We start from the raw sequence: 19,931 nt of genomic DNA, 5'->3' as shown, positions 1-19,931 counted from the left end.
ATCAGAGCGGCAGGTGCCGGCTCAGCAGCGCCCGCAACGCCGCGGGCTTCACCGGCTTGGCCAGGTAGTCCAGCCCAGCGGCGTGCACCTCGGCGACCATCTCGGGGCGCCCGTCGGCGCTGATCACCACGCCTGGCACCGGGTCACCCAACTGGGTACGCAGCCAGGCCATGACCTCGGTGCCGGTTTCGCCATCGTCCAGGTGATAGTCCACCAATGCCAGTTGCGGGCGCACGCCATCATTGAGCAACGCCGCGCATTCTTCGCGGTTACGCGCGGTCCAGACCTGGCAGCCCCAGCGGCTGAGCAGGCTGTTCATGCCGATCAGGATGCTGTCTTCGTTGTCGACACACAGCACCTGGGCGCCGGACAGCAGATGGCCGTTGAGTTCGGCCACCTGCCTCGGTGCGCTGACGGCCGCCTTGGCCAAAGGCACGCTGACACTGAAGACGCTGCCCTTGCCCGGCCAGGAGCGTACTTGCAGGCCGTGACCGAGCACGCGACACAGCCCGTCGGCGATCGCCAATCCGAGGCCCAGGCCTTTTTCGGCGCGGGTCTGGTGGCTGTCGAGGCGTTTGAATTCTTCGAAGATCACTTGCTGCTTATCCAGTGGAATCCCCGGTCCACGGTCCCAGACTTCCAGGCACAGCTGGTTGCCGCGGCGGCGCACGCCCAGCAACACAGGCCCCTTGGCGTAACGGAAGGCATTGGTCAGGAAGTTCTGCAGAACCCGGCGCAGTAGCTTGATATCGCTGTCGACCCTGAGACGGCTGCCGCGCAGGCGGAATTTCAGGCCTTGCTCCTGCGCCAGCACCTTGAATTCGGCCCCCAGGGTATCGAACAGTTCGTTGAGCACGAACGGCTTGCGCTCCGGATTGATCTTGCCGTTTTCCAGGCGGGAGATGTCCAGCAGGTCGCTGATCAGGTCTTCGGCAGAGCGCAGGGAGCTGTCCAGGTGCTGGACCAATTGCTGGGCTTCGGCGGACAAACCGTCGTCCTGGTGGGAGAGGGCGGCAGAGAACAGCCGGGCGGCATTCAGTGGTTGCATCAGGTCGTGACTGACCGCCGCCAGGAAACGCGTCTTGGACTGGTTGGCGGCCTCGGCGGTGCCCTTGGCCTCGGTCAGCGCGGCGTTCAGTTGCGACAGTTCGTGGGTCCGCTCGGCGACCCGCTGCTCCAGGCCTTCGTTGGCCTCGGTGAGGGCCTGCTCGGCTTCGCGGAACGGGGTGATGTCGGTGAAGCTCATGACAAAGCCGCCGCCGGGCATCGGGTTGCCGATCAGCTCGATCACCCGGCCATTGGGGAACAGCCGTTCGGAGGTGTGGGCGCGGCCCTGACGCATCCAGTGCAGGCGGCGGGCGACATGCACTTCGGCCTCGCCCGGCCCGCACAGGCCTCGTTCGGCGTTGTGGCGGATGATGTCGGCGATCGGCCGGCCGACGCTGATCAGCCCGTCCGGGTAGTTGAACAGCTCCAGGTAGCGACGGTTCCAGGCCACCAGTCTGAGGGACTGGTCGACCACGCTGATGCCCTGGCTGATGTTCTCGATCGCGCCTTGCAGCAAGGCCCGGTTGAATTGCAGCACTTCCGAGGCTTCGTCGGCGATGCGCACTACGTCTTCGAGCTGCATCTCCCGCCCTTCGATGGCGGCCTTGACCACCGCGCGGGTGGACGATGCGCCGAGCACGCCGGCCAGCAGGCGTTCGGTGTGGGCGATCCATTCGCCGTCGGCGTTCTGGTTGGGGTTGAAGCCTTTGCCCTGGCGGTAGGCAAAGCGGATGAAGCTCTGGCGGGCCCGTTCTTCCCCGACAAATCGCGCGGCGAGCTTGAGCAGGTCGTCGATCTGCACCGACAGCATCGAGCGGGCGCTGGGGCGGCCGCTGATTTCCTGGCCGATGAAGCGCCCGGCCTGCCAGTGCTCCGAAACCCGGGTACGCGACAGTACCGAGACCCAGGCGAACAGGGTGAAGTTGCCGGCCAGCGACAGCACCACACCTTGGGTCAAGGGTGTGATCGGCAGGTTCAGCGGGTTGCCGTGCAGCCAGGCCAGGCCCGGGAAGCTGCTCAGCGACCAGCCCAGGCTGTGGGCGGCGATCGGCAGGACCAGGGTGTAGAACCACAGGAAAGTACCGGCCGCCAATCCGGCGAACACGCCGCGGCGGTTGGCCTGCTTCCAGTACAGCGCGCCGAGCATGGCCGGGGCCAGTTGGGTCACCGCGGCGAAGGCGATCTGGCCGATGGTCGCCAGGCTCGCGGTGGAGCCCAGCAGGCGGTAGCTGACATAGGCCAGCAGCAGGATGACCACGATGCTGACCCGGCGCACCGAGAGCATCCAGTGGCGGAACACTTCGAAAGGCCGTTCGGCACTCTGCCGGCGCAGCAGCCAGGGCAGCAGCATGTCGTTGGAGACCATGGTCGACAGGGCCACGCTGGCGACGATCACCATGCCGGTGGCGGCCGACGCGCCACCGATGAAGGCCAGCACGGCCAGGGCTGGATGGGCCTGGGCCAGGGGCAGGCTGATGACGAACGAATCCGGCAGCACCGAGCTGGGCAGCAGCATCTGCCCGGCCAGGGCGATCGGCACCACGAACAGCGCGGCCAGGGCCAGGTAGGCGGGAAACACCCACTTGGCCAGGCGCAGGTCCTGGGGTTCGATGTTCTCCACCACGGTGACGTGGAACTGCCGCGGCAGGCAGATGATCGCCATCATGGCGACGCCGGTCTGCACCACCATCGACGGCCAGTTGATGGTTTCTTCCCAGTACTGCTCCAGGCGCGGGGCGAGCATGGCCTGGCTGAACAGGTCGTCGAAACCGTCGTACAGGCCATAGGTGACAAAGGCGCCGACCGCGAGAAAGGCCAGCAGCTTGACCAGGGATTCGAAGGCAATCGCCAGCACCATGCCGCGGTGGTGCTCGGTGGCGTCGAGGTTGCGGGTACCGAAGACGATGGTGAACAGCGCCAGGATCAGCGACACGATCAGCGCCGTGTCCTGGGCGCGGGTGCCCATGGTATCGGCACCCGCGCCGATCAGCAGGTCCACGCCAAGCACGATGCCCTTGAGCTGCAGGGCAATATAAGGAAGCACGCCGACCAGGCAGATCAGCGCCACCACCACCGCCAGGGTCTGGGACTTGCCGTAGCGCGCGGCGATGAAGTCGGCGATGGAGGTGATGTTTTCCTGCTTGCTGATCATCACCATCTTTTGCAGGACCCAGGGTGCGAGTACCAGCAGCAGGATCGGCCCCAGGTAGATTGGCAAGAACGACCAGAGTTGCTCGGCGGCCTGGCCGACGGCGCCGAAGAAGGTCCAGCTGGTGCAATACACCGCCAGCGACAGGCTGTACACCCAGGCACGCACCCGCGGCGGCAAGGGCGCGCTGCGACGGTCACCGTAAAAGGCGATGGCGAACATGATGGCCATATAGGCCAGGGCGACGATGGCGATCAGCCCGCTGGACAGCGACATGGAAACTCCGAACATAAAGGCGCGCCGGGCGCTTCAGCCCGGTCAGACAGTCTCGCACGATGTTCGGGGTTCGTCAGTGTCGACCAAGGTATTGGCGCGGCCAGGTGTCGCAGGGGGAAGAGGGCTGCCTGTCAGATTTTATCGCGGAAGGCGCGCGCCTATGGAAGGTGGCTCGGAACCGGTCGGCGCGAGGGCAGCCTCAAGGCCGCAGCGCGATGTCGATCAGTTCATGCAGTTCCTGCACTTCAAGCGGTTGCGCGGCGAACAGGATGCGGAACACCGTTGGCGCCACCAGCATGTTCAACAGCCGGTCGATGCTGGGCAGGGCCGCCTCGCTGTGCCGGTGACGGTCGAGGATGATCTGCAATTGCCCGCTGAGAATGCTCACGCAATAGCCGGGCGTGCTGCTGCATTGCACGTCGCGCATCATGTTGCGCCCGGGTTCGGAGCTCATTTCATCGAGGTACTGTTCGGCCCAGGCCCGCAGGTCGCCGAGCAGGCTGCCGGTGGCGGCCGGTTCGCTGTCCGGGCGCATGCGTTCCAGGGCGACATCCGCCAGCAGTGCCGACAGGTCGCCCCAGCGCCGGTAGATGGTCGAGGGCGTAACGCCGGCGCGGGTAGCGATTTGCGGCACGGTCAGGGTCGAGCGCTCCTGTTCTTCGAGGAGTTCCCTGACTGCCGAGTGGATGGATTCCTGCACCCGGGCACTGCGCCCGCCCGGGCGTAAACCTTCTTTAATAGCCATGGATCGAACCTTAACACAAAGAATTTGCTTTAAGAGCGAGGCGGTAGCACACTCCGCAAAAGCAAAAAATTAGCTTTAATGGAGCGTGCCCATGTCCAGTAGTGTCGACTCTTCACGGTCAAACCGTTCCAGACTGTTGTTTCTGGCGATCACCTTACTCAGTTTTCTCGCCGCTTCCAGTGTGCCGACGCCGATGTATCACCTGTATCAGGAGGTGCTGCAATTCTCGTCGGCGACCTTGACCCTGATCTTCGGCGTCTACGCCTTGAGCCTGTTGGCGGCGCTGCTGACCGTGGGCTCGCTTTCGGACTATCTGGGGCGCAAGCCGGTGATCTTTGTGGCGCTGCTGCTGGACATACTGGCGATGCTGCTGTTCATCCAGGCCGACAGCGTGGCCTGGCTGATTGCTGCCCGGGTGATGCAGGGCTTCGCGACCGGCATGGCCACCAGTGTGCTGGGGGCGGCGCTGCTGGATACCGACCGCCAACAGGGGCCGTTGGTCAACAGCGTGGCGCCCTTGCTGGGCATGGCGTGCGGGGCGATGGGCAGCGGCTTGCTGGTGGAATATGCGCCGTTGCCGCTGCAACTGGCCTACTGGTTGCTGCTGGTGCTGTTTGTCGCCCAGGCGCTGTACGTCTGGCGTTTGCCGGAGACGGTCACTGCCCAGGCCGGTGTCTGGGCTTCCCTGCGGCCCTCGCTGCATGTACCGCCCCAGGCGCGACGGGCGCTGTGGTTGGCGTTACCGGTGGATGTGGCGGTGTGGGCCGTGGGTGGGTTCTTTCTGTCATTGGCGCCATCGCTGGTGCGCGCTGCGACGGGCTCGACCTCGAACCTGATCGGCGGCGGCCTGGTGGCGGTGCTGACGCTGAGCGGTGCCCTGATGATTGTTTCCCTGCGCCATCGTCCGGCCGACAAGGTTTTGCGGTTGGGCGCGAGCCTGTTGGCCGTCGGCATCAGCCTGATCCTCATCGCCGTGCACACCGCCAGCCTGCCGCTGTTCTTCCTCGGCACCCTGGTCACGGGCGGAGGTTTTGGCTCCGGGTTCCTCGGCGCTCTGCGCAGTGTGATGCCGCTGGCCTTGCCCCATGAGCGGGCAGGGTTGATGTCGGCGTTTTATGTCCTGAGTTATCTGGCGTTCTGCCTGCCATCCCTGCTGGCAGGAAACCTGACGCGCAGTTTCGGCCTGATCGCGACCACCGATGGTTATGGCGCGGTGTTGATCCTGTTGTCCCTAGGCGCTTTGCTGGGGTTGCTGCGTCAGCGAACCGCCAAGGCCTGCGTCGCGCAAGAGAGTTGAGCGCGACGCGGATGCCGGTGGTTGAAACGCAGGCAGTGTCTAGCTCTTATATTTGCAAAATAGATAACAGATAGAGAAATTACTCGTTATATAGATATTCGATTCGGTTCTACCATGGGCTCCACCTCATCGGAGGACAGGAGATCACACCATGACATGCCCCAATACCCTCAGAACCGGACGGTCCTTGAGCCAGCTGCAACATCCTCGCGAAGCCATCCGCCATTTCACCCCCAACTGGTTCGCCGCCACCATGGGCACCGGCGTGCTGGCCCTGGCGCTGGCCCAGTTGCCGCTGCGGATCCCGGGCCTGCACCTGTTGGCCGAGGGGCTGTGGCTGTTCACCATCGGGCTGTTCGTGGTGTTCAGCGCGGCCTATGCGGCACGCTGGGTAATGTTCTTCGACGAGGCCCGGCGGATTTTCGGGCACTCCACGGTCTCGATGTTCTTCGGCACCATCCCCATGGGCCTGGCCACCATCATCAACGGTTTCCTGCTGTTCGGCGTACCGCGCTGGGGTGACGGCGTGGTGCAGCTGGCCGAGCTGCTGTGGTGGCTGGATGTGGCGCTGTCGCTGGCTTGCGGGGTGTTGATTCCCTACATGATGTTCACCCGCCAGGAGCACCGTATCGACCAGATGACCGCGGTCTGGCTATTGCCGGTGGTCGCGGCCGAAGTCGCTGCCGCCAGTGGCGGGCTGCTGGCGCCGCATCTGGTAGACGCGCATTCGCAACTGGTGATGCTGGTGACCAGCTATGTGCTCTGGGCCTTCTCGCTACCGGTGGCTTTCAGCATCCTGACCATTCTCCTGCTGCGCATGGCCTTGCATAAGCTGCCTCACGAAAGCATGGCTGCCTCGAGCTGGCTGGCCCTGGGGCCGATCGGCACGGGGGCCCTGGGCATGTTGCTGCTGGGCGCGGACGCTCCAGCGATCTTCGCCGCCAACGGCATGGCCGCAATGGGCGAAATCGCCGAGGGCCTGGGCCTGGTGGCCGGTATCACCCTGTGGGGTTTCGGTCTGTGGTGGATGCTGACGGCGCTGCTGATCACCCTGCGTTACCTGCGCGACGGCATTCCATTCAACCTCGGCTGGTGGGGGTTCACCTTCCCGCTGGGGGTCTATGCCCTGACCACCTTGAAACTGGCCAGCACCCTGAACCTGACGTTTTTCGCGGTGTTCGGCAGCCTGTTGGTCCTGGCGCTGGCACTGATGTGGCTGGTGGTGGGCAAGCGCACGCTGCAGGGCGCTTATCGTGGCGAGTTGTTCGTTTCGCCTTGCATCGCAGGATTAGCGAAATAATCCGCGAACTTTAGGTAAGGTTGTGGCCTGGATCGAAGATCGATAATCCAATAACAGCATCCAAGCCACTCAGGGACATGGAAGATGAGTCACCCCTCACAGTTCACCTTGCTTCGTACGCGGCGTTTCCTGCCATTCTTCATTACTCAGTCCCTCGGTGCGTTCAACGACAACATCTTCAAGCAGTCGCTGATCCTCGCCATTCTCTACAAGCTGGCCATCGAGGGAGACCGCTCGATCTGGGTCAACCTCTGCGCCTTGCTGTTCATCCTGCCGTTCTTCCTGTTCTCGGCGCTGGCCGGGCAATTCGGCGAGAAATTCGCCAAGGACGCGTTGATCCGCCTGATCAAGCTCGGCGAGATTGTGATCATGGCCGTGGGGGCGGTGGGGTTTGTCTTCGATCACCTGTCGCTGATGCTGCTGGCGCTGTTCGCCATGGGCACCCACTCGGCGCTGTTCGGCCCGGTGAAATATTCGATCCTGCCCCAGGCGCTACGGGAGGAAGAGCTGGTGGGGGGCAACGGCCTGGTGGAAATGGGCACTTTCCTGGCGATTCTCGCCGGCACCATAGGCGCCGGGATCATGATGTCCTCCGCCCATTACGCACCGATTGTCTCGACGGCGATCATTGCCGTCGCCGTGCTCGGTTACCTCGCCAGCCGGGGCATTCCCCGGGCCGCGGCGGCCACCCCGGACATGCGCTTGAACTGGAACATCTTCAGCCAGTCCTGGGCCACCCTGCGCTTGGGCCTGGGGCAGACGCCGGCTGTGTCGCGCTCGATCGTCGGCAACTCGTGGTTCTGGTTTGTCGGGGCGATCTACCTGACGCAGATTCCGGCCTATGCCAAGGAGTGGATGCACGGCGACGAGACAGTGGTCACGCTGATCCTCACGGTGTTCTCGGTGGGCATCGCCGCCGGTTCCATGCTGTGCGAGAAACTCTCGGGGCGTAAGGTCGAGATCGGCCTGGTGCCTTTTGGCTCGTTCGGCCTGACGGTGTTCGGCCTGCTGCTGTGGTGGCATTCCGGCGGGATTGCGCCAAGCGAGGCGGGGTACAGCTGGCTCGAGGTACTCGGTTATGGCCACGCCTGGTGGGTGCTGATCGATATTCTCGGCCTGGGCATCTTCGGTGGTTTCTACATCGTGCCGCTGTATGCACTGATTCAGTCGCGGACCCCGGAGAACGAGCGGGCGCGGGTGATTGCCGCGAACAACATTCTCAACGCGCTGTTCATGGTGGTATCGGCGATCGTCTCGATCGTCTTGCTGAGCCTGGCCAAGCTGTCGATCCCGCAGCTGTTCCTGGTGGTGTCGCTGCTGAACATCGCGGTCAACGCCTACATCTTCAAGATCGTCCCCGAGTTCAGCATGCGTTTCATGATCTGGCTGCTCAGCCATTCCATGTACCGGGTCGAGCACCGCAACCTGGAGGCGATCCCGGACGAAGGTGCGGCGTTGCTGGTGTGCAATCACGTGTCCTTCGTCGATGCCTTGCTGATCGGCGGCGCGGTGCGGCGGCCGATTCGTTTCGTGATGTATTACAAGATCTACAACCTGCCGGTGCTCAACTTCATCTTCCGTACCGCCGGGACCATTCCGATTGCCGGGCGCAACGAGGATATCCAGATCTACGAAAGGGCGTTCACCCAGATTGCCCGCTACCTCAAGGATGGCGAGCTGGTGTGCATCTTCCCGGAAGGCAAGCTGACCGCCGATGGCGAGATCAATGAGTTCAAGGGCGGGCTGACGCGGATTCTTGAAGAGACACCGGTACCGGTGATTCCGCTGGCGTTACGGGGGCTGTGGGGCAGCTTTTTCAGCCGCGATCCAAGCAAGGGACTGTTCCGTCGCCTGTGGTCGCGAGTGACCCTGGTGGCGGGTTCGGCCGTGACCGCCGACAGTGCCGAACCGGCCCGTTTGCAAACCCTGGTCGGTGAGCTGCGCGGTAGCGTGCGCTAGGTTTCCAGCGCCTATAAAAACGCCCACAGAGTTGTGGGCGTTTTTGTTGGGGCGTTTGCTTGTATCAGGCCGCGCTGACCTTCAAGCCGATCAGCCCGGTAATGATCAGTGCGACGCTGGCCAGGCGGAACAGCGCCATGGACTCACCGAACAGAATGATCCCGGCGATCACCGTGCCGACCGCGCCGACTCCGGTCCAGATGGCATAGGCAGTGCCCAGCGGCAGTTCCTTCATGGCCAGCCCCAGCAGGCCGAGGCTGACCGCCATGGCGGCGATGGTCAGGGCGGTGGGGAGAGGGCGACTGAAACCGTCGGTGTACTTGAGGCCGACGGCCCAGCCCACTTCGAACAGGCCGGCGAAAAACAGAATGATCCAGGACATGATGACCTCCATCGATTGACGGGGTCGTCCCCAGATTAATGACTCGATCGAGCCGCGGGGTCGTCCCCGCGTTGCGCAGTATAGTGCCCATCATTAATCCGGGGATCAAGGTTTCTCCTCAGTCGCTCGCCTGCTGGGCAACCAGTGCGCGGTCGTCCTTTTCGCTCATGCGGCGGAACCAAGTGGAAAGCAGCGCCCCGGAAATGTTGTGCCAGACGCTGAACAATGCGCTCGGCACCGCCGCCAGCGGCGAGAAGTGCGCGCTGGCCAGGGCGGCGCCGAGGCCGGAGTTTTGCATGCCGACTTCCAGGGCCAGGGATTTACGTTGCGCCAACGGCAGCTTGAACAGGCGGCCGGTGAAGTAGCCCAGCAGGTAACCGAAGCTGTTATGCAGCATCACCACGGCCATGATCAGCAGGCCGGACTCGGCGATTTTCGCCTGGCTGGCGGCCACCACCGCGGTGACGATGATCACGATGCTGACCACCGATACCAGCGGCAACACTTCCACCGCATGCCGTACCCGGTCGCCAAGCACACGCTGGGCAATCACCCCGAGCACGATCGGCAGCAGTACCACTTGCAGGATCGACCAGAACAACTCCATGAACGAGACCGGCAGCCAGGCCGAGGCCAGCAGCCAGATCAGGGCCGGCGTCAGCAGCGGCGCCAGCAGGGTGGTGACGGCGGCGATCGCCACCGACAGCGCCAGATCGCCGCGGGCCAGCCAGGTCATGACGTTGGACGAGGTACCGCTTGGGCAGCAGCCGACCAGGATCACGCCGACGGCGATTTCCGGCGGCAGGTGGAATACCTGGCACAGCAACCAGGCCACGCCTGGCATGATCACGAAGTGCGCGACCACGCCCAGGGCCACACGCCACGGGTGGCGCGCGACTTCGGCGAAGTCTTCGAGCTTCAGGGTCAGGCCCATGCCGAACATCACCAGGCCCAGCAGCGGCACGATGGCGCCCTTGAGGCCGATGAACCAGTCTGGCTGCAAGAACGCCACCACCGCGAAAATCAGAACCCAGTAGGCAAAGGTATTGCCGACAAAACGACTTAATGCTGCCAGTGCACGCATGGCCTGTTCCTTCTTATATGAAAACGCCACCGAAAGCGGTGGCGTCTGTGGTGCTCCTGCAGGAGCGAGCGGGTTGACGATAAGGCCGGAGGCGGCCCGTCGCCAGCAAGCAGGCTGCTACAAGGTCAGATGCCTTGTGGAATCTCTTCGCCACCCAGGGCTTCGAACAGCGCCGGGAGGAAATCGCCGAAGGTCAGCATCATCAGGGTAAAGCTGGCATCCAGCTGGCCGAGGGCTTCGTCGCCGCCGTCCTGCTCCGCCTGATCCTGCAGCAGGTCTTCGAACTTCAGGCGCTTGACCGTCATCTTGTCGTCGAGCATGAAGGACAGTTTGTCCTGCCAGGCCAGGGACAATTGGGTGACCACCTTGCCGGTACTCAGGTGCAGCTGGATCTCTTCGCTGGTCAGGTCCTGGCGCTTGCAACGGACGATGCCGCCGTCTTCATGGGTGTCGCGCAGCTCGCACTCGTCGAGCACGAAGAAGTCGTCGGCGGCTTGTTGGGTTTTCACCCAGTCGGTCATGATCGCGGTCGGCGCGGTCTTCACGGTCAGCGGACGCACCGGCAGGGTGCCAAGCACTTCGCGCAGGGTGGAGAGCAGGTCTTCGGCGCGTTTCGGGCTGGCCGAGTTGACCAGGATCAGGCCCTGTTTCGGCGCTATGGCGGCGAAAGTCGAGGAGCGGCGGATAAAGGCGCGCGGCAGGAATGCCTGGATGATTTCATCCTTGATCTGATCGCGTTCCTTTTTATAGACCTTGCGCATTTGCTCGGCTTCGATCTCTTCGACCTTTTCCTTGACCGCGTCGCGCACCACGCTGCCAGGCAGAATACGTTCTTCCTTGCGCGCGGCGACCAGCAGGAAGTCCTGGCTGACGTGGACCAGCGGCGCATCTTCGCCTTTGCCGAATGGCGCGACGAAACCGTAAGTGGTCAACTCCTGGCTTGCACATGGACGCGCCAGTTTGGTGGCCAGTGCGGTTTCCAGCGCCTCAGCATCAAAGGGCAGATCTTGGGTCAGGCGATAGATAAGCAGGTTCTTGAACCACATGGGGTGAATCTCTCCTTTATACAAAGGGGGGCATTATTCTCCGCGCAGCTCCATAGGCCAACCCTCCGCTAAGCCTTTGGAAGGCCTGAAAAAATTATTTTAAAAAGTGCTTGCCAGAGTAGGGGGCGCTCCGTAGAATGCGCGCCACACCGAACGTGAAGGGTGATTAGCTCAGCCGGGAGAGCATCTGCCTTACAAGCAGAGGGTCGGCGGTTCGATCCCGTCATCACCCACCATTCGCTTTCAGTGTTACGCGCAGCGGTAGTTCAGTCGGTTAGAATACCGGCCTGTCACGCCGGGGGTCGCGGGTTCGAGTCCCGTCCGCTGCGCCATATTCGATGATCTGGAACACTGAACGCCAGGTCATCACAGAAAGCCCGCTAACGCGGGCTTTTTTGTGCCTGTGTTCCGCGCGAGGCGCCCGATACATTGAAATTCAGCTTTTTTTGATAATTTTGTTATTTAAATCAGCACGTTATGAATTTATGTGTAATAATGCGCCCCGCAACGAAGGTAAAGGGTGATTAGCTCAGCTGGGAGAGCATCTGCCTTACAAGCAGAGGGTCGGCGGTTCGATCCCGTCATCACCCACCACTTGCTTTCAACGCTACGCGCAGCGGTAGTTCAGTCGGTTAGAATACCGGCCTGTCACGCCGGGGGTCGCGGGTTCGAGTCCCGTCCGCTGCGCCATATTCGATGATCTGGAACACTGAACGCCAGCTCATAACAGAAAGCCCGCTCACGCGGGCTTTTTGCTATCTGGAGTATGTAAATGTTCCCCAAAAAAGCGGCCCGCGGGCCGCTTTTTTCGTTTCTGGATCACTGCTCGGCATTGCGGCTGTGCCGGTAGTCACTGACCGCTTCGTACACCGCCTTGCGCAGGCGGTTGATGCCGCCGATGGGGCGGTGCGCTTCCAGCCCGAACCAGGGGTTGAAGGACAGGTTGTCGCATTGCAGGTTCTGCCGCGGGGTATCGAAGTCCTGGGCAGGAATTTTGATCCGCGCCACGGTTTCGAAGGGCGCATCGCTTTCCCGCCATTCGATGCTGGTGTCTTCGATGGGCATGTAGTGGCTTGGGTCCTGGCGCTGCACCTGCAATACCAAGCAGGCCGGCACGCGATCGGTCGACAACTGCTGGTTCAGGGCGTTGCGTAGAAAGTTGGGCTGGGCCTGGTTTTGTGCGGGCAGGTTGTACACCGGGCAGCTGTCGGGGGCCGGTGCGACGCGGAACTTGGCGTTGGCGCTGCCGAACTTGTAGGGCGAAACCGAAAAATAGCGGGTTTGCGTCGGGCTGGCCGGGGGCGGTGACAGGGTGGCCAAGGCAATGAACAGGTGGCGGACCTGCCAGGTGCGTGGGTCCCAGCCGGGGAAAAAGGCTCCGACCTTTTTTCCGTCCGCCTGCGCGGCGACATTCTGCCGGTACTCGGCGACATCGCTGACGAAGAAGTTCGGATGATTGAACATCACGAAATCCTGCTCGCCACGGCCCTGCTGTTCCTTCAATAGCTGGGTGCCGGGCACATTCAACAACTTGATCGCCATCCCGCGCGCGTCACGAATGCTGTCGAACTGTGGATAAGCATTGCCGTTGGACAGCCGCACCATGGCTTGCCAGGTCTTGCCGGGTTCGGCGAACACGCCCTGGCGCAACGGCGGCGCCAGTTGCTCGAGCACCTGGACCTCGGCCTTTACGCAGCCATGGGCCTTGGCGTGGGCGTCGCGCAGGTAACGGGTGTTATCCCGGTGCTGATCGACGATGCGCACGGCGGTCTGGATGATGTCCTGGGTCATGGCGGCTTCGCCGGGCGGGACCTGTTCTTCGGTCGAAACCGGCCCCTGGTAGCGCCAGATCGACCAGGCGCTGCTCAGCGCCCAGCCGAGCAGGGCGATCAGCACCAGCAGCAGAAGTGTCTTGAGCAGCAGCGCCCCTATGCGCAGCCATAAGGTGATCAGCATGAAACCGTCCTTTCGATGAGGGCCAGGGTCATGGCAGTTGCGCCTCCAGCGGCCCGCCCAGCACTTTCAAGTATTCCAGCAGGGCCCAGCGTTCCTCGGGTTGCAGAAGGCGGCCGATCACCCCGTCGCCACGCTTGCCCGAACGGAATTCATGGCCGCTGTTGTGATTGCCGCTGATCCTGGTATCGAACAGGAAGCCGTTCTTGAACGGCTCGGTACGATAGCCCAGATGCTTCGGATCGTATTCGAAGGTGCCTTTATAGAAGGTGCTGGCGCGTTCGTCCTGAGGCGAAAGCAACTGATACAGGCTGGGCACCGAGCCGTTATGCAGGAAGGGCGGGGTAGCCCATACCCCGGCCAGCGGCCGGGCCTTGTAGGCGCGCAGTTCGCGGACGCCGATCGGCAAGCCGTAGCCGTCGAGTCGCGGGCGTTCCGCCGGGGTCACCTGGGCATCCCGGTAGGCGCGCTCCTCAACGAAGGCGGTGACATAGGCCAGGCCCTTGGCCGCTGACAGCTGGCGCATGTCCAGCGGCTCAGTGGGTGTGGGGTGCAACTGGACATTCGATTGCGCCAGTTCGGTGGCGTCCCATTGCAGCGCGCTCAGGTCGTAACGCTGATCGGCAATATTGTTGGCCGTATTCGGGTCGGTGCCGATCACCGCGACTGGCAGCATCTTCAGTTGTTGTACCGGGCGCCCGTTGACCTCGGTGACCGGCGGGACATGGCAACCTGCACAGTTTTCCGCGAACAGCGCTCGCCCCTTGGCCGCCAGGGGCTTGTCGATGCTGCCGAACAAATCTTCGGGCCAGGTCGGCGGTTTCAGTCGTTGCAGGGTTTCTTCGATGCGGTTGAGGTCGCGCACCCGAACGCTCGACGCGTATCGGGCATCGCCCTTGAGCGGCTGGCCCTGGGCATCGAAGAAGTTCAGGGTGGCGCCTACACCCAGCGCCTCGCCGATATTGCGGGCCATGGGTTGCTGGGCCGAACCGTTCCACTGCACCCAGTCGAAGGTCCAGATGTCCCATAGCTGCGGATAGTCCACCGGTGCGTTGGCTACCCGATAGTTGTCGGGGGAAATGGCGTCGCCGAAGCTGGCATTGGCGATCCGGCCAAAGGCATCGGTACGTCCGGGGCCTTCCTCGGTGGGATAGAGGCCGCGGTGAGTGTCGTTCCAGGCGACGTGCAGGAAGGTGTCCAGCGACGCCTTGAAGTCCTTGCGCAGTTGTTCATGCTCGGCGTCGTAGCCCTGGCCCAGCACGTTGCGGGCGAAGCGCTCGAATTTCCACGGGTTGTAATAGGTCGACGCCAGGCTGGCGACCAGGGCCTGGCCGAAGCTGCCGCCGCGCAGGGTGGGCACGCTGGAGGGCAATACATGTTGTGCCGAACCGCCGTCGATCCGCAGGGCCTGTTGGTTGTAGCGCAGCTCGCCGGTGTGGCAGGCGGCGCAGGTGATGTCCAGGTACTGCTGCGGGCTGCCAGGGTTCTGATGGCGGGTGAAGCCGACCGGCAGGTTCTCCGGGTTATCGGCGCTGGCCTGCTGCGCCGGATCCACCAGGAAGCCGAAGCGGGCCAGGTACTGCGGCGCGGCGAAGCGTTGCGTGGAGAAGGGCAGTTCCAGGGCGGCGAACCACTCATAACGCAGGCCCTTCACCTGAGTGCCCTGGGGGGTGAAGTAATAGGTCTGGCGGTCGGCGGCGCTCCATTGATCCTGATAGTGCACCTGCCGGGCGGGTATATAGTCGGGCAATTTCGGATTGGCCACGTAATACAGGACCACGGCCAGGGCGACGCCGATCAGGGCGAGGATCAAGAGCAAAACACGGGATAAGAGGCGCAAGATAAACATCCTTGTCGAGTTGTGGCTCTCTTATGCCTCAAGGGCAAACTGCCGGGCAAGTGGCCATTACGTCCGCTGTCGTTACTTTGCGGTCGGGGTGTTCTTTCCCGCGCTTGTTGTAATGGCTGGCGAAATGCTTTTAAACACGTGAACTTATCGGGCTAATCCGGCTCTCATGCCGGTAGCCATTGGTCGTGGCCGCCTGATAAGCTCGCGGCTTTACTCGATTGCCCTTTAGGCGCATGAACAAGGAAATAGCATGAAACAGCATCGGTTAGCGGCGGCGGTAGCCCTGGTTAGCCTGGTACTCGCGGGTTGTGACTCGCAGACCAGCGTGGAGCTGAAAACCCCGGCGCAGAAAGCTTCCTATGGTATCGGCCTGAACATGGGCAAAAGCCTTGCCCAGGAAGGTATGGATGACCTGGATTCCAAAGCGGTAGCCCAGGGCATCGAAGATGCCATCGGCAAGAAAGAACAGAAGCTGAAAGACGACGAACTGGTCGAAGCCTTCGCTGCGCTGCAAAAGCGTGCTGAAGAGCGCATGGCCAAGATCAGCGAAGAGTCGGCAGCAGCCGGCAAGAAATTCCTCGAAGAAAACGGCAAGAAGGCTGGCGTGACCACTACCGCCTCCGGCCTGCAGTACGAAGTGCTGAAAAAAGCCGATGGCGCCCAGCCTAAGCCGACCGACGTGGTGACCGTTCACTACACCGGCACCCTGACCAACGGCACTGTGTTCGACAGCTCGGTCGAGCGCGGCAGCCCGATCGATCTGCCGGTCAGCGGCGTGATTCCGGGTTGGGTCGAAGGCCTGCAACTGATGCACGTCGGCGAGAAGTACAAACTGTACATCCCGAGCGATCTGGCCTACGGCGCACAGAGCCCGAGCCCGGCCATTCCGGCCAACTCGGTTCTGGTGTTCGAGCTGGAACTGCTGGGTATCAAGGATCCAGCGAAACAAGACGACGCCAAGTAATCTTCGTCTGGTTCAATGACAACGCCCCGTCCTTACGGGGCGTTGTCGTATCTGGTCGTTGGTCCGGGAAAAAATGCGAACCCACGGCATAAGGCATAGTCTTAACAGCACGTGTTGCGGCTAGCCGCATGAGGCTGCCAAGTCAATGAAATTATGGGTTTTTTTATGTGAGTAAAAAACGCCCGATCTGAGCCGAGCCCTTGTAAAACGGGGCTTTCAGCTGTGAAAAGCGGCTCTGTTCACAAGGTTATCCACAATTTGTGTGGATAACATTTCAGTGGGAGTGACGATGAAAGCACCCTGGAATTTTGCCCGCTTCCTGCCCCTGGCCGGCCGCTTGCTCAGCCGTGGCCGACTGCCGACCCTGTTGTTCGCCGTGGCCAGCAAAGGCGCCTTGCAAGGCGGCCGTCTTGGCAAGCTCAAGGACGATCTGCGCCTGCTGCAGGCCCTGTGCCTGGCTTACTGGCGTGGCGAGTACCGCGCCATCAGCCCCAAGGCACTGCTGTCGGTGGTCGCGGGCCTGATGTACTTCCTCAGCCCGTTGGATGCCATCCCGGACTTCCTGCCGATGTTCGGCATGCTCGACGATATCGCCGTTCTGGCCTGGATCATGAAAACCCTGGACGGCGAACTCAACGCCTTTCGCGCCTGGCGCAATCGCCAGCAACCGGAGAAGCTGGCGGTAGTGGAACGTTTGCCTGACACCCCGGAACAACTGCAATTGGAAGGCCCGAAGAAAAACTGAGTGAATTCGGATCCATACAACGATGCCCCCGCGACCTTAGTGACTGTTAGGATTACACTTCATAAGGAAAAGTCCGACTCGTTATGTGTCGTCCTACGGGGTAGTAATGGATATTCAGATAATTGCACGCGATGGCGAGCCCGAATATGCGGTTCTGCCATGGGCTCAGTATCAGGCTTTGCTAAAAGCCGCAGGTATTACCGAACAATCTCCGCGAGAAGCCAGGGGGCCTGTCGCGACCACAGCCGACCAGCCGCTTCCAGGTCTGGATCAACTTCGCAGTTTGCGTGAAGCCAAGGGCATCGCCATTGAGGCGCTTGCCCGTACGGTAGGTATCAGTCCGTCATATCTGGCCATGATTGAAAGCGGTGAGCGTCAACCCGACGCCGCTATACGCCGTAGCCTGGCCTGGGAATTGACGGTTCCGGGTTGGAGGGATGAATCGTGAGCGTAAGGATCAGTCGTCAACATTGGGATGGCCTGTTGGGGGAACTCGACCAGGCCCGTCGGCAACGCCATCTTTTGACCTATCGCGCTCTGCTTGAGCGCTTGCAGCTACCCAGCCCCGCCATGCAGACCCTGACGGCGGCCCTTGAGCACCTGGCCGCGCTGGACGCGCGTGCGGAGCAGCCGTTGCGCAGTTCGCTGGTGATCAGCCAGGGGGCGAGTCGATTGCCGCGCACCGGTTTTTTCGAGTGTGCGGAGCGCCTCGGGCGTTTTTCCGGGCCTTCCGATGGGGTCGCGGCCGCGTCGTGGCACGCCTCGGAAGTGGTTCGTGTGTTCGAGTACGAATACCCCGAGTCGGTGGAGGCCTGAGTGTTCTGGCGCCTCAAGGCGCGAGCCGGCTACTGGCTGGCTCGCCGGTTGTTTCATTGGCCCTGGTTTGTGCGTCAACCCCGGGGCTGGCATTGGCTGGAGGGGCAATTGGCGCGCATGGCGAACCTGGGGGACGTCGACGCACAGAGCTTTTATGGCCATATCCTGACCTTTCGTGGCCAGGGGCTGGGGGCTCGCGAAGAAGGCATACGCCTGTTACGTCTTGCCGGCTTGGCCGGGGACGCCAAGGCGGCCTATCAGATGGGCGTCATCAGCCTGGCCGGTTCGCCCAGCAAGGCCGCGGATGCGGCGCAAGCTGCCCGTTGGTGGACCCTGGCGGCGAAAGCCGGGCATCCCCTGGCCGAGGTCAAGCTGGCGCAGCTGAATCAGTCGAGTACACCGGATCCGCTAGCCGGTCCGCGTCAGCCGTAAAGCCGTCTGCCATCTGACGGCTGTCGATCACATGGATGCTGTAGCCCGGCACATTCTTGGCGTGGTGCTTGGCTTGCGAGGCCAGCTCGGCCAACTGGCTGGCATCGAGTTGTCCACAGGCCTGTGGATACAGGTGCACCACGCCAATGGACAGTGACAGCAAGGCGAACTCCTGGCGAATGCCCTGGCGGTTGGGGGCGATGAAGCAGCCGGCTTCCAGGTGTTCGCTGCGATAAAAACGCCGGCACTGGCCATGGAAGTCGTCCAGCAGCTGGTTCAGGCGTTTTTGCCAGTCCTCGGGGCCCAATACCAGGAGAAAGTCGTCGCCGCCGATATGGCCGACGAAATCGCGGCTGGGGTCCACCCGGTCATTCAGGCACTGCGCCAGGCACAACAGCACTTCATCACCACGGCCGTAGCCATAGATATCGTTGAAGGGCTTGAAGCTGTCGATGTCCACGTAACAGATCAGCGATTCCCGTCCTTGTTGCAGCAGGTGGGTCAGGCATTGCTGGATCGGCACGTTGCCAGGCAGCAGGGTCAACGGGTTGGCATAACGCGCCTGCTGGATCTTCAGCTCGGTAATCAGCTTGAGCACATCGATCACCCGCCCCAGGCCCAGGTAGCTACCGTTGAGGGTGATGATGAAATCCTCTTCGATCCGTTGCCGGGCACGGCTGGTGATCAGGCGGCTGACTTGTTGCAGCGACTGGCTGATCTCTACCGCGAGAAAGTCATCGTTCATCAGGCGGCTGATGGGCTTGCGGGCAAACAGGTCGGTGGCAAAGGGCTTGAGCAGGGCATCGGACAACGAATGGCGGTGCACGATGCCGCAGGGCTGGCCCTGTTCGTCGAGCACCGCCAGCGAGTTGAGGTTGGCCTGGCGACGGAAGGCTTCCAGCACCGTGGCCGTCGGTATGTCGCGTGCTACCGCCGGTTGTTCGTTGAGCAGGGCACTGAGGTCGCTGCCTTCGTCGTTGAGCGTCGCGGGAGTGCTTTCGCGCTTGGGCAGCAGGTTGCGGCCATCGCGGGGCGGATGTTCCTGGGGGCGGCAGAGCAGGTAACCCTGCAGCAGGTCCACGCCCATTTCCGTGAGCACCTCCAGCTCTTCCGCCACTTCGATGCCCTCGGCGATCACCTGGGCCCGGGAGGCCTTGGCAATTTGCAGGATCGAGCCGACGAACTCGCGCTTGAGGGCATCCTGATGAATGCCGTCGATAAAGTGCCGGTCGATCTTTACGTAGTCCGGGCGCAGCTCGGACCACAGGCGCAGGCTCGAATAACCGGCGCCGAGGTCGTCCAGGGCGATCGAGAAACCCATGTCCCGATAATGATGCAGCGCATTGTGCAACAGCTGGAAGTCATCGATTGGCGTCTGCTCGGTGAGTTCGATCACCACCTGGCTCGGCGGAATACCGAAGTCTTGCAGCAATTGCAGGGTCCGCCCGGGCTGGTGGGCAGCCTCCAGCAGCGATTCCGGGGAGACGTTGAGGAACAGTTTGCCGGGCAACTGCTGCTCGCTGAACCCCTTGCAGGCGCTCTGGCGGCAAGCGATTTCCAGCTCGTTGAGGCGTCCGACCTGGCGGGCCACTGCAAACAGGGCGACAGGGGAGTGCAGCGGGCTGTTGGACGGACCACGGGTCAAGGCTTCGTAGCCGAGAATGCGCCGTTTAGAGAGACAGATGATCGGCTGGAACAGACTGTGCAAACCGCTTTGAGCCAGGATTGAGCTCAAGGCACTCAGCTGTTCGGTCGTGGTCATGGCGATCTCTGTCGATAAAAAAAGGACCGGGCGCGCCCTTGATTCAAGAGCAGCGCCCGGTCCTTTATTTCACGACAGAATGATGACTGTTTGATGACGCTCCGAGGAGCGTCAGCATTAAATTG

The 19,931-nt window shown here is 62.3% G+C and carries 16 protein-coding genes and 4 tRNA genes; 12 read left to right on the top strand and 8 right to left on the bottom strand.

Going from position 1 to position 19,931, the window contains the following annotated elements; all coding sequences use genetic code 11:
* Nucleotide 1: 1 nt before the first annotated feature.
* Both C4K27_RS22755 and C4K27_RS22750 read right to left on the bottom strand, forming a co-directional pair.
* Nucleotides 2-3,472, bottom strand: coding sequence for a hybrid sensor histidine kinase/response regulator (locus tag C4K27_RS22755; RefSeq protein ID WP_009045089.1), 3,471 nt, complete (start codon nucleotides 3,470-3,472; stop codon nucleotides 2-4).
* A gap of 199 nt (nucleotides 3,473-3,671) precedes the next feature.
* Nucleotides 3,672-4,217 (bottom strand): TetR/AcrR family transcriptional regulator, encoded by a 546-nt coding sequence (locus tag C4K27_RS22750; RefSeq protein WP_053262243.1) that lies wholly within the window; start codon nucleotides 4,215-4,217, stop codon nucleotides 3,672-3,674.
* Between the two features lie 91 nt (nucleotides 4,218-4,308).
* On the opposite strand from C4K27_RS22750, the gene C4K27_RS22745 reads away from it, so the two are divergent.
* From C4K27_RS22745 to C4K27_RS22735, 3 genes are all read left to right on the top strand, one after another.
* Nucleotides 4,309-5,514 carry an MFS transporter gene (locus tag C4K27_RS22745; RefSeq protein WP_053262242.1) on the top strand — a complete coding sequence of 402 codons (1,206 nt, stop codon included), beginning with the start codon at nucleotides 4,309-4,311 and terminating at the stop codon, nucleotides 5,512-5,514.
* 151 nt (nucleotides 5,515-5,665) lie between these two features.
* On the top strand, nucleotides 5,666-6,814 hold the full coding sequence (locus C4K27_RS22740; protein WP_053262241.1) for a TDT family transporter: 1,149 nt from the start codon (nucleotides 5,666-5,668) through the stop codon (nucleotides 6,812-6,814).
* A gap of 84 nt (nucleotides 6,815-6,898) precedes the next feature.
* Nucleotides 6,899-8,773 (top strand): MFS transporter, encoded by a 1,875-nt coding sequence (locus C4K27_RS22735; RefSeq protein ID WP_053262240.1) that lies wholly within the window; start codon nucleotides 6,899-6,901, stop codon nucleotides 8,771-8,773.
* Nucleotides 8,774-8,837: 64 nt separating this feature from the next.
* Here the strand turns inward: C4K27_RS22735 and sugE are convergent, their stop codons facing one another.
* From sugE to rdgC, 3 genes are all read right to left on the bottom strand, one after another.
* A complete protein-coding gene (sugE, locus tag C4K27_RS22730) occupies nucleotides 8,838-9,155 on the bottom strand; it encodes a quaternary ammonium compound efflux SMR transporter SugE (protein ID WP_007927818.1) in 318 nt (105 codons plus the stop codon).
* A gap of 118 nt (nucleotides 9,156-9,273) precedes the next feature.
* The gene (locus C4K27_RS22725; protein WP_053262239.1) at nucleotides 9,274-10,239 is read right to left on the bottom strand and encodes a bile acid:sodium symporter family protein; all 966 of its coding nucleotides are present in this window, start codon (nucleotides 10,237-10,239) and stop codon (nucleotides 9,274-9,276) included.
* Between the two features lie 125 nt (nucleotides 10,240-10,364).
* Complete coding sequence (gene rdgC / locus C4K27_RS22720) at nucleotides 10,365-11,285, bottom strand: recombination-associated protein RdgC (protein WP_009045083.1); 921 nt, start codon at nucleotides 11,283-11,285, stop codon at nucleotides 10,365-10,367.
* A gap of 160 nt (nucleotides 11,286-11,445) precedes the next feature.
* On the opposite strand from rdgC, the gene C4K27_RS22715 reads away from it, so the two are divergent.
* The 4 genes from C4K27_RS22715 to C4K27_RS22700 all read left to right on the top strand — a co-directional run bounded on the left by C4K27_RS22715 (nucleotide 11,446) and on the right by C4K27_RS22700 (nucleotide 11,975).
* A tRNA-Val gene (locus tag C4K27_RS22715) sits at nucleotides 11,446-11,521 on the top strand.
* A 19-nt stretch (nucleotides 11,522-11,540) separates the two neighbouring features.
* Nucleotides 11,541-11,617: transfer RNA gene (locus C4K27_RS22710), tRNA-Asp, on the top strand.
* A gap of 186 nt (nucleotides 11,618-11,803) precedes the next feature.
* Nucleotides 11,804-11,879, top strand: a tRNA-Val gene (locus C4K27_RS22705).
* Between the two features lie 19 nt (nucleotides 11,880-11,898).
* Nucleotides 11,899-11,975, top strand: a tRNA-Asp gene (locus C4K27_RS22700).
* 129 nt (nucleotides 11,976-12,104) lie between these two features.
* On the opposite strand, the gene C4K27_RS22695 is transcribed toward C4K27_RS22700, so the two are convergent.
* Together C4K27_RS22695 and C4K27_RS22690 are read right to left on the bottom strand one after the other, a co-directional pair.
* A complete protein-coding gene (locus C4K27_RS22695) occupies nucleotides 12,105-13,241 on the bottom strand; it encodes a catalase family protein (protein ID WP_053262238.1) in 1,137 nt (378 codons plus the stop codon).
* Nucleotides 13,242-13,269: 28 nt separating this feature from the next.
* Nucleotides 13,270-15,078: a di-heme-cytochrome C peroxidase gene (locus C4K27_RS22690; protein ID WP_053262668.1), complete on the bottom strand. Its 1,809-nt coding sequence runs from the start codon at nucleotides 15,076-15,078 to the stop codon at nucleotides 13,270-13,272.
* A gap of 259 nt (nucleotides 15,079-15,337) precedes the next feature.
* Between C4K27_RS22690 and C4K27_RS22685 the strand changes: the two genes are divergently transcribed.
* From C4K27_RS22685 to C4K27_RS22665, 5 genes are all read left to right on the top strand, one after another.
* Entirely contained in the window at nucleotides 15,338-16,051 is a 714-nt protein-coding gene (locus tag C4K27_RS22685) for a BamJ family beta-barrel-assembly machinery protein (protein WP_007927823.1), read from the top strand.
* A gap of 289 nt (nucleotides 16,052-16,340) precedes the next feature.
* The gene (locus C4K27_RS22680; RefSeq protein ID WP_053262237.1) at nucleotides 16,341-16,796 is read left to right on the top strand and encodes a YkvA family protein; all 456 of its coding nucleotides are present in this window, start codon (nucleotides 16,341-16,343) and stop codon (nucleotides 16,794-16,796) included.
* Between the two features lie 106 nt (nucleotides 16,797-16,902).
* Nucleotides 16,903-17,244 (top strand): helix-turn-helix domain-containing protein, encoded by a 342-nt coding sequence (locus tag C4K27_RS22675; RefSeq protein WP_081002342.1) that lies wholly within the window; start codon nucleotides 16,903-16,905, stop codon nucleotides 17,242-17,244.
* Entirely contained in the window at nucleotides 17,241-17,612 is a 372-nt protein-coding gene (locus C4K27_RS22670; RefSeq protein WP_007927825.1) for a hypothetical protein, read from the top strand. Before C4K27_RS22675 ends, C4K27_RS22670 begins: the two co-directional genes overlap by 4 nt.
* Entirely contained in the window at nucleotides 17,613-18,044 is a 432-nt protein-coding gene (locus C4K27_RS22665) for an SEL1-like repeat protein (RefSeq protein ID WP_053262236.1), read from the top strand.
* Here C4K27_RS22665 and C4K27_RS22660 read toward each other — a convergent pair.
* Nucleotides 17,980-19,806: a bifunctional diguanylate cyclase/phosphodiesterase gene (locus C4K27_RS22660; protein ID WP_053262235.1), complete on the bottom strand. Its 1,827-nt coding sequence runs from the start codon at nucleotides 19,804-19,806 to the stop codon at nucleotides 17,980-17,982. The two genes, C4K27_RS22665 and C4K27_RS22660, sit on opposite strands and share 65 nt — an antisense overlap.
* Nucleotides 19,807-19,931: the final 125 nt, after the last annotated feature.

The sequence above is a fragment of the Pseudomonas chlororaphis subsp. chlororaphis genome, assembly GCF_003945765.1.
GTDB lineage: Bacteria > Pseudomonadota > Gammaproteobacteria > Pseudomonadales > Pseudomonadaceae > Aquipseudomonas > Aquipseudomonas chlororaphis.
The sequence above is the reverse complement of the archived record's forward strand: the minus strand, read 5'-3'. Positions and strand labels throughout refer to the sequence as shown.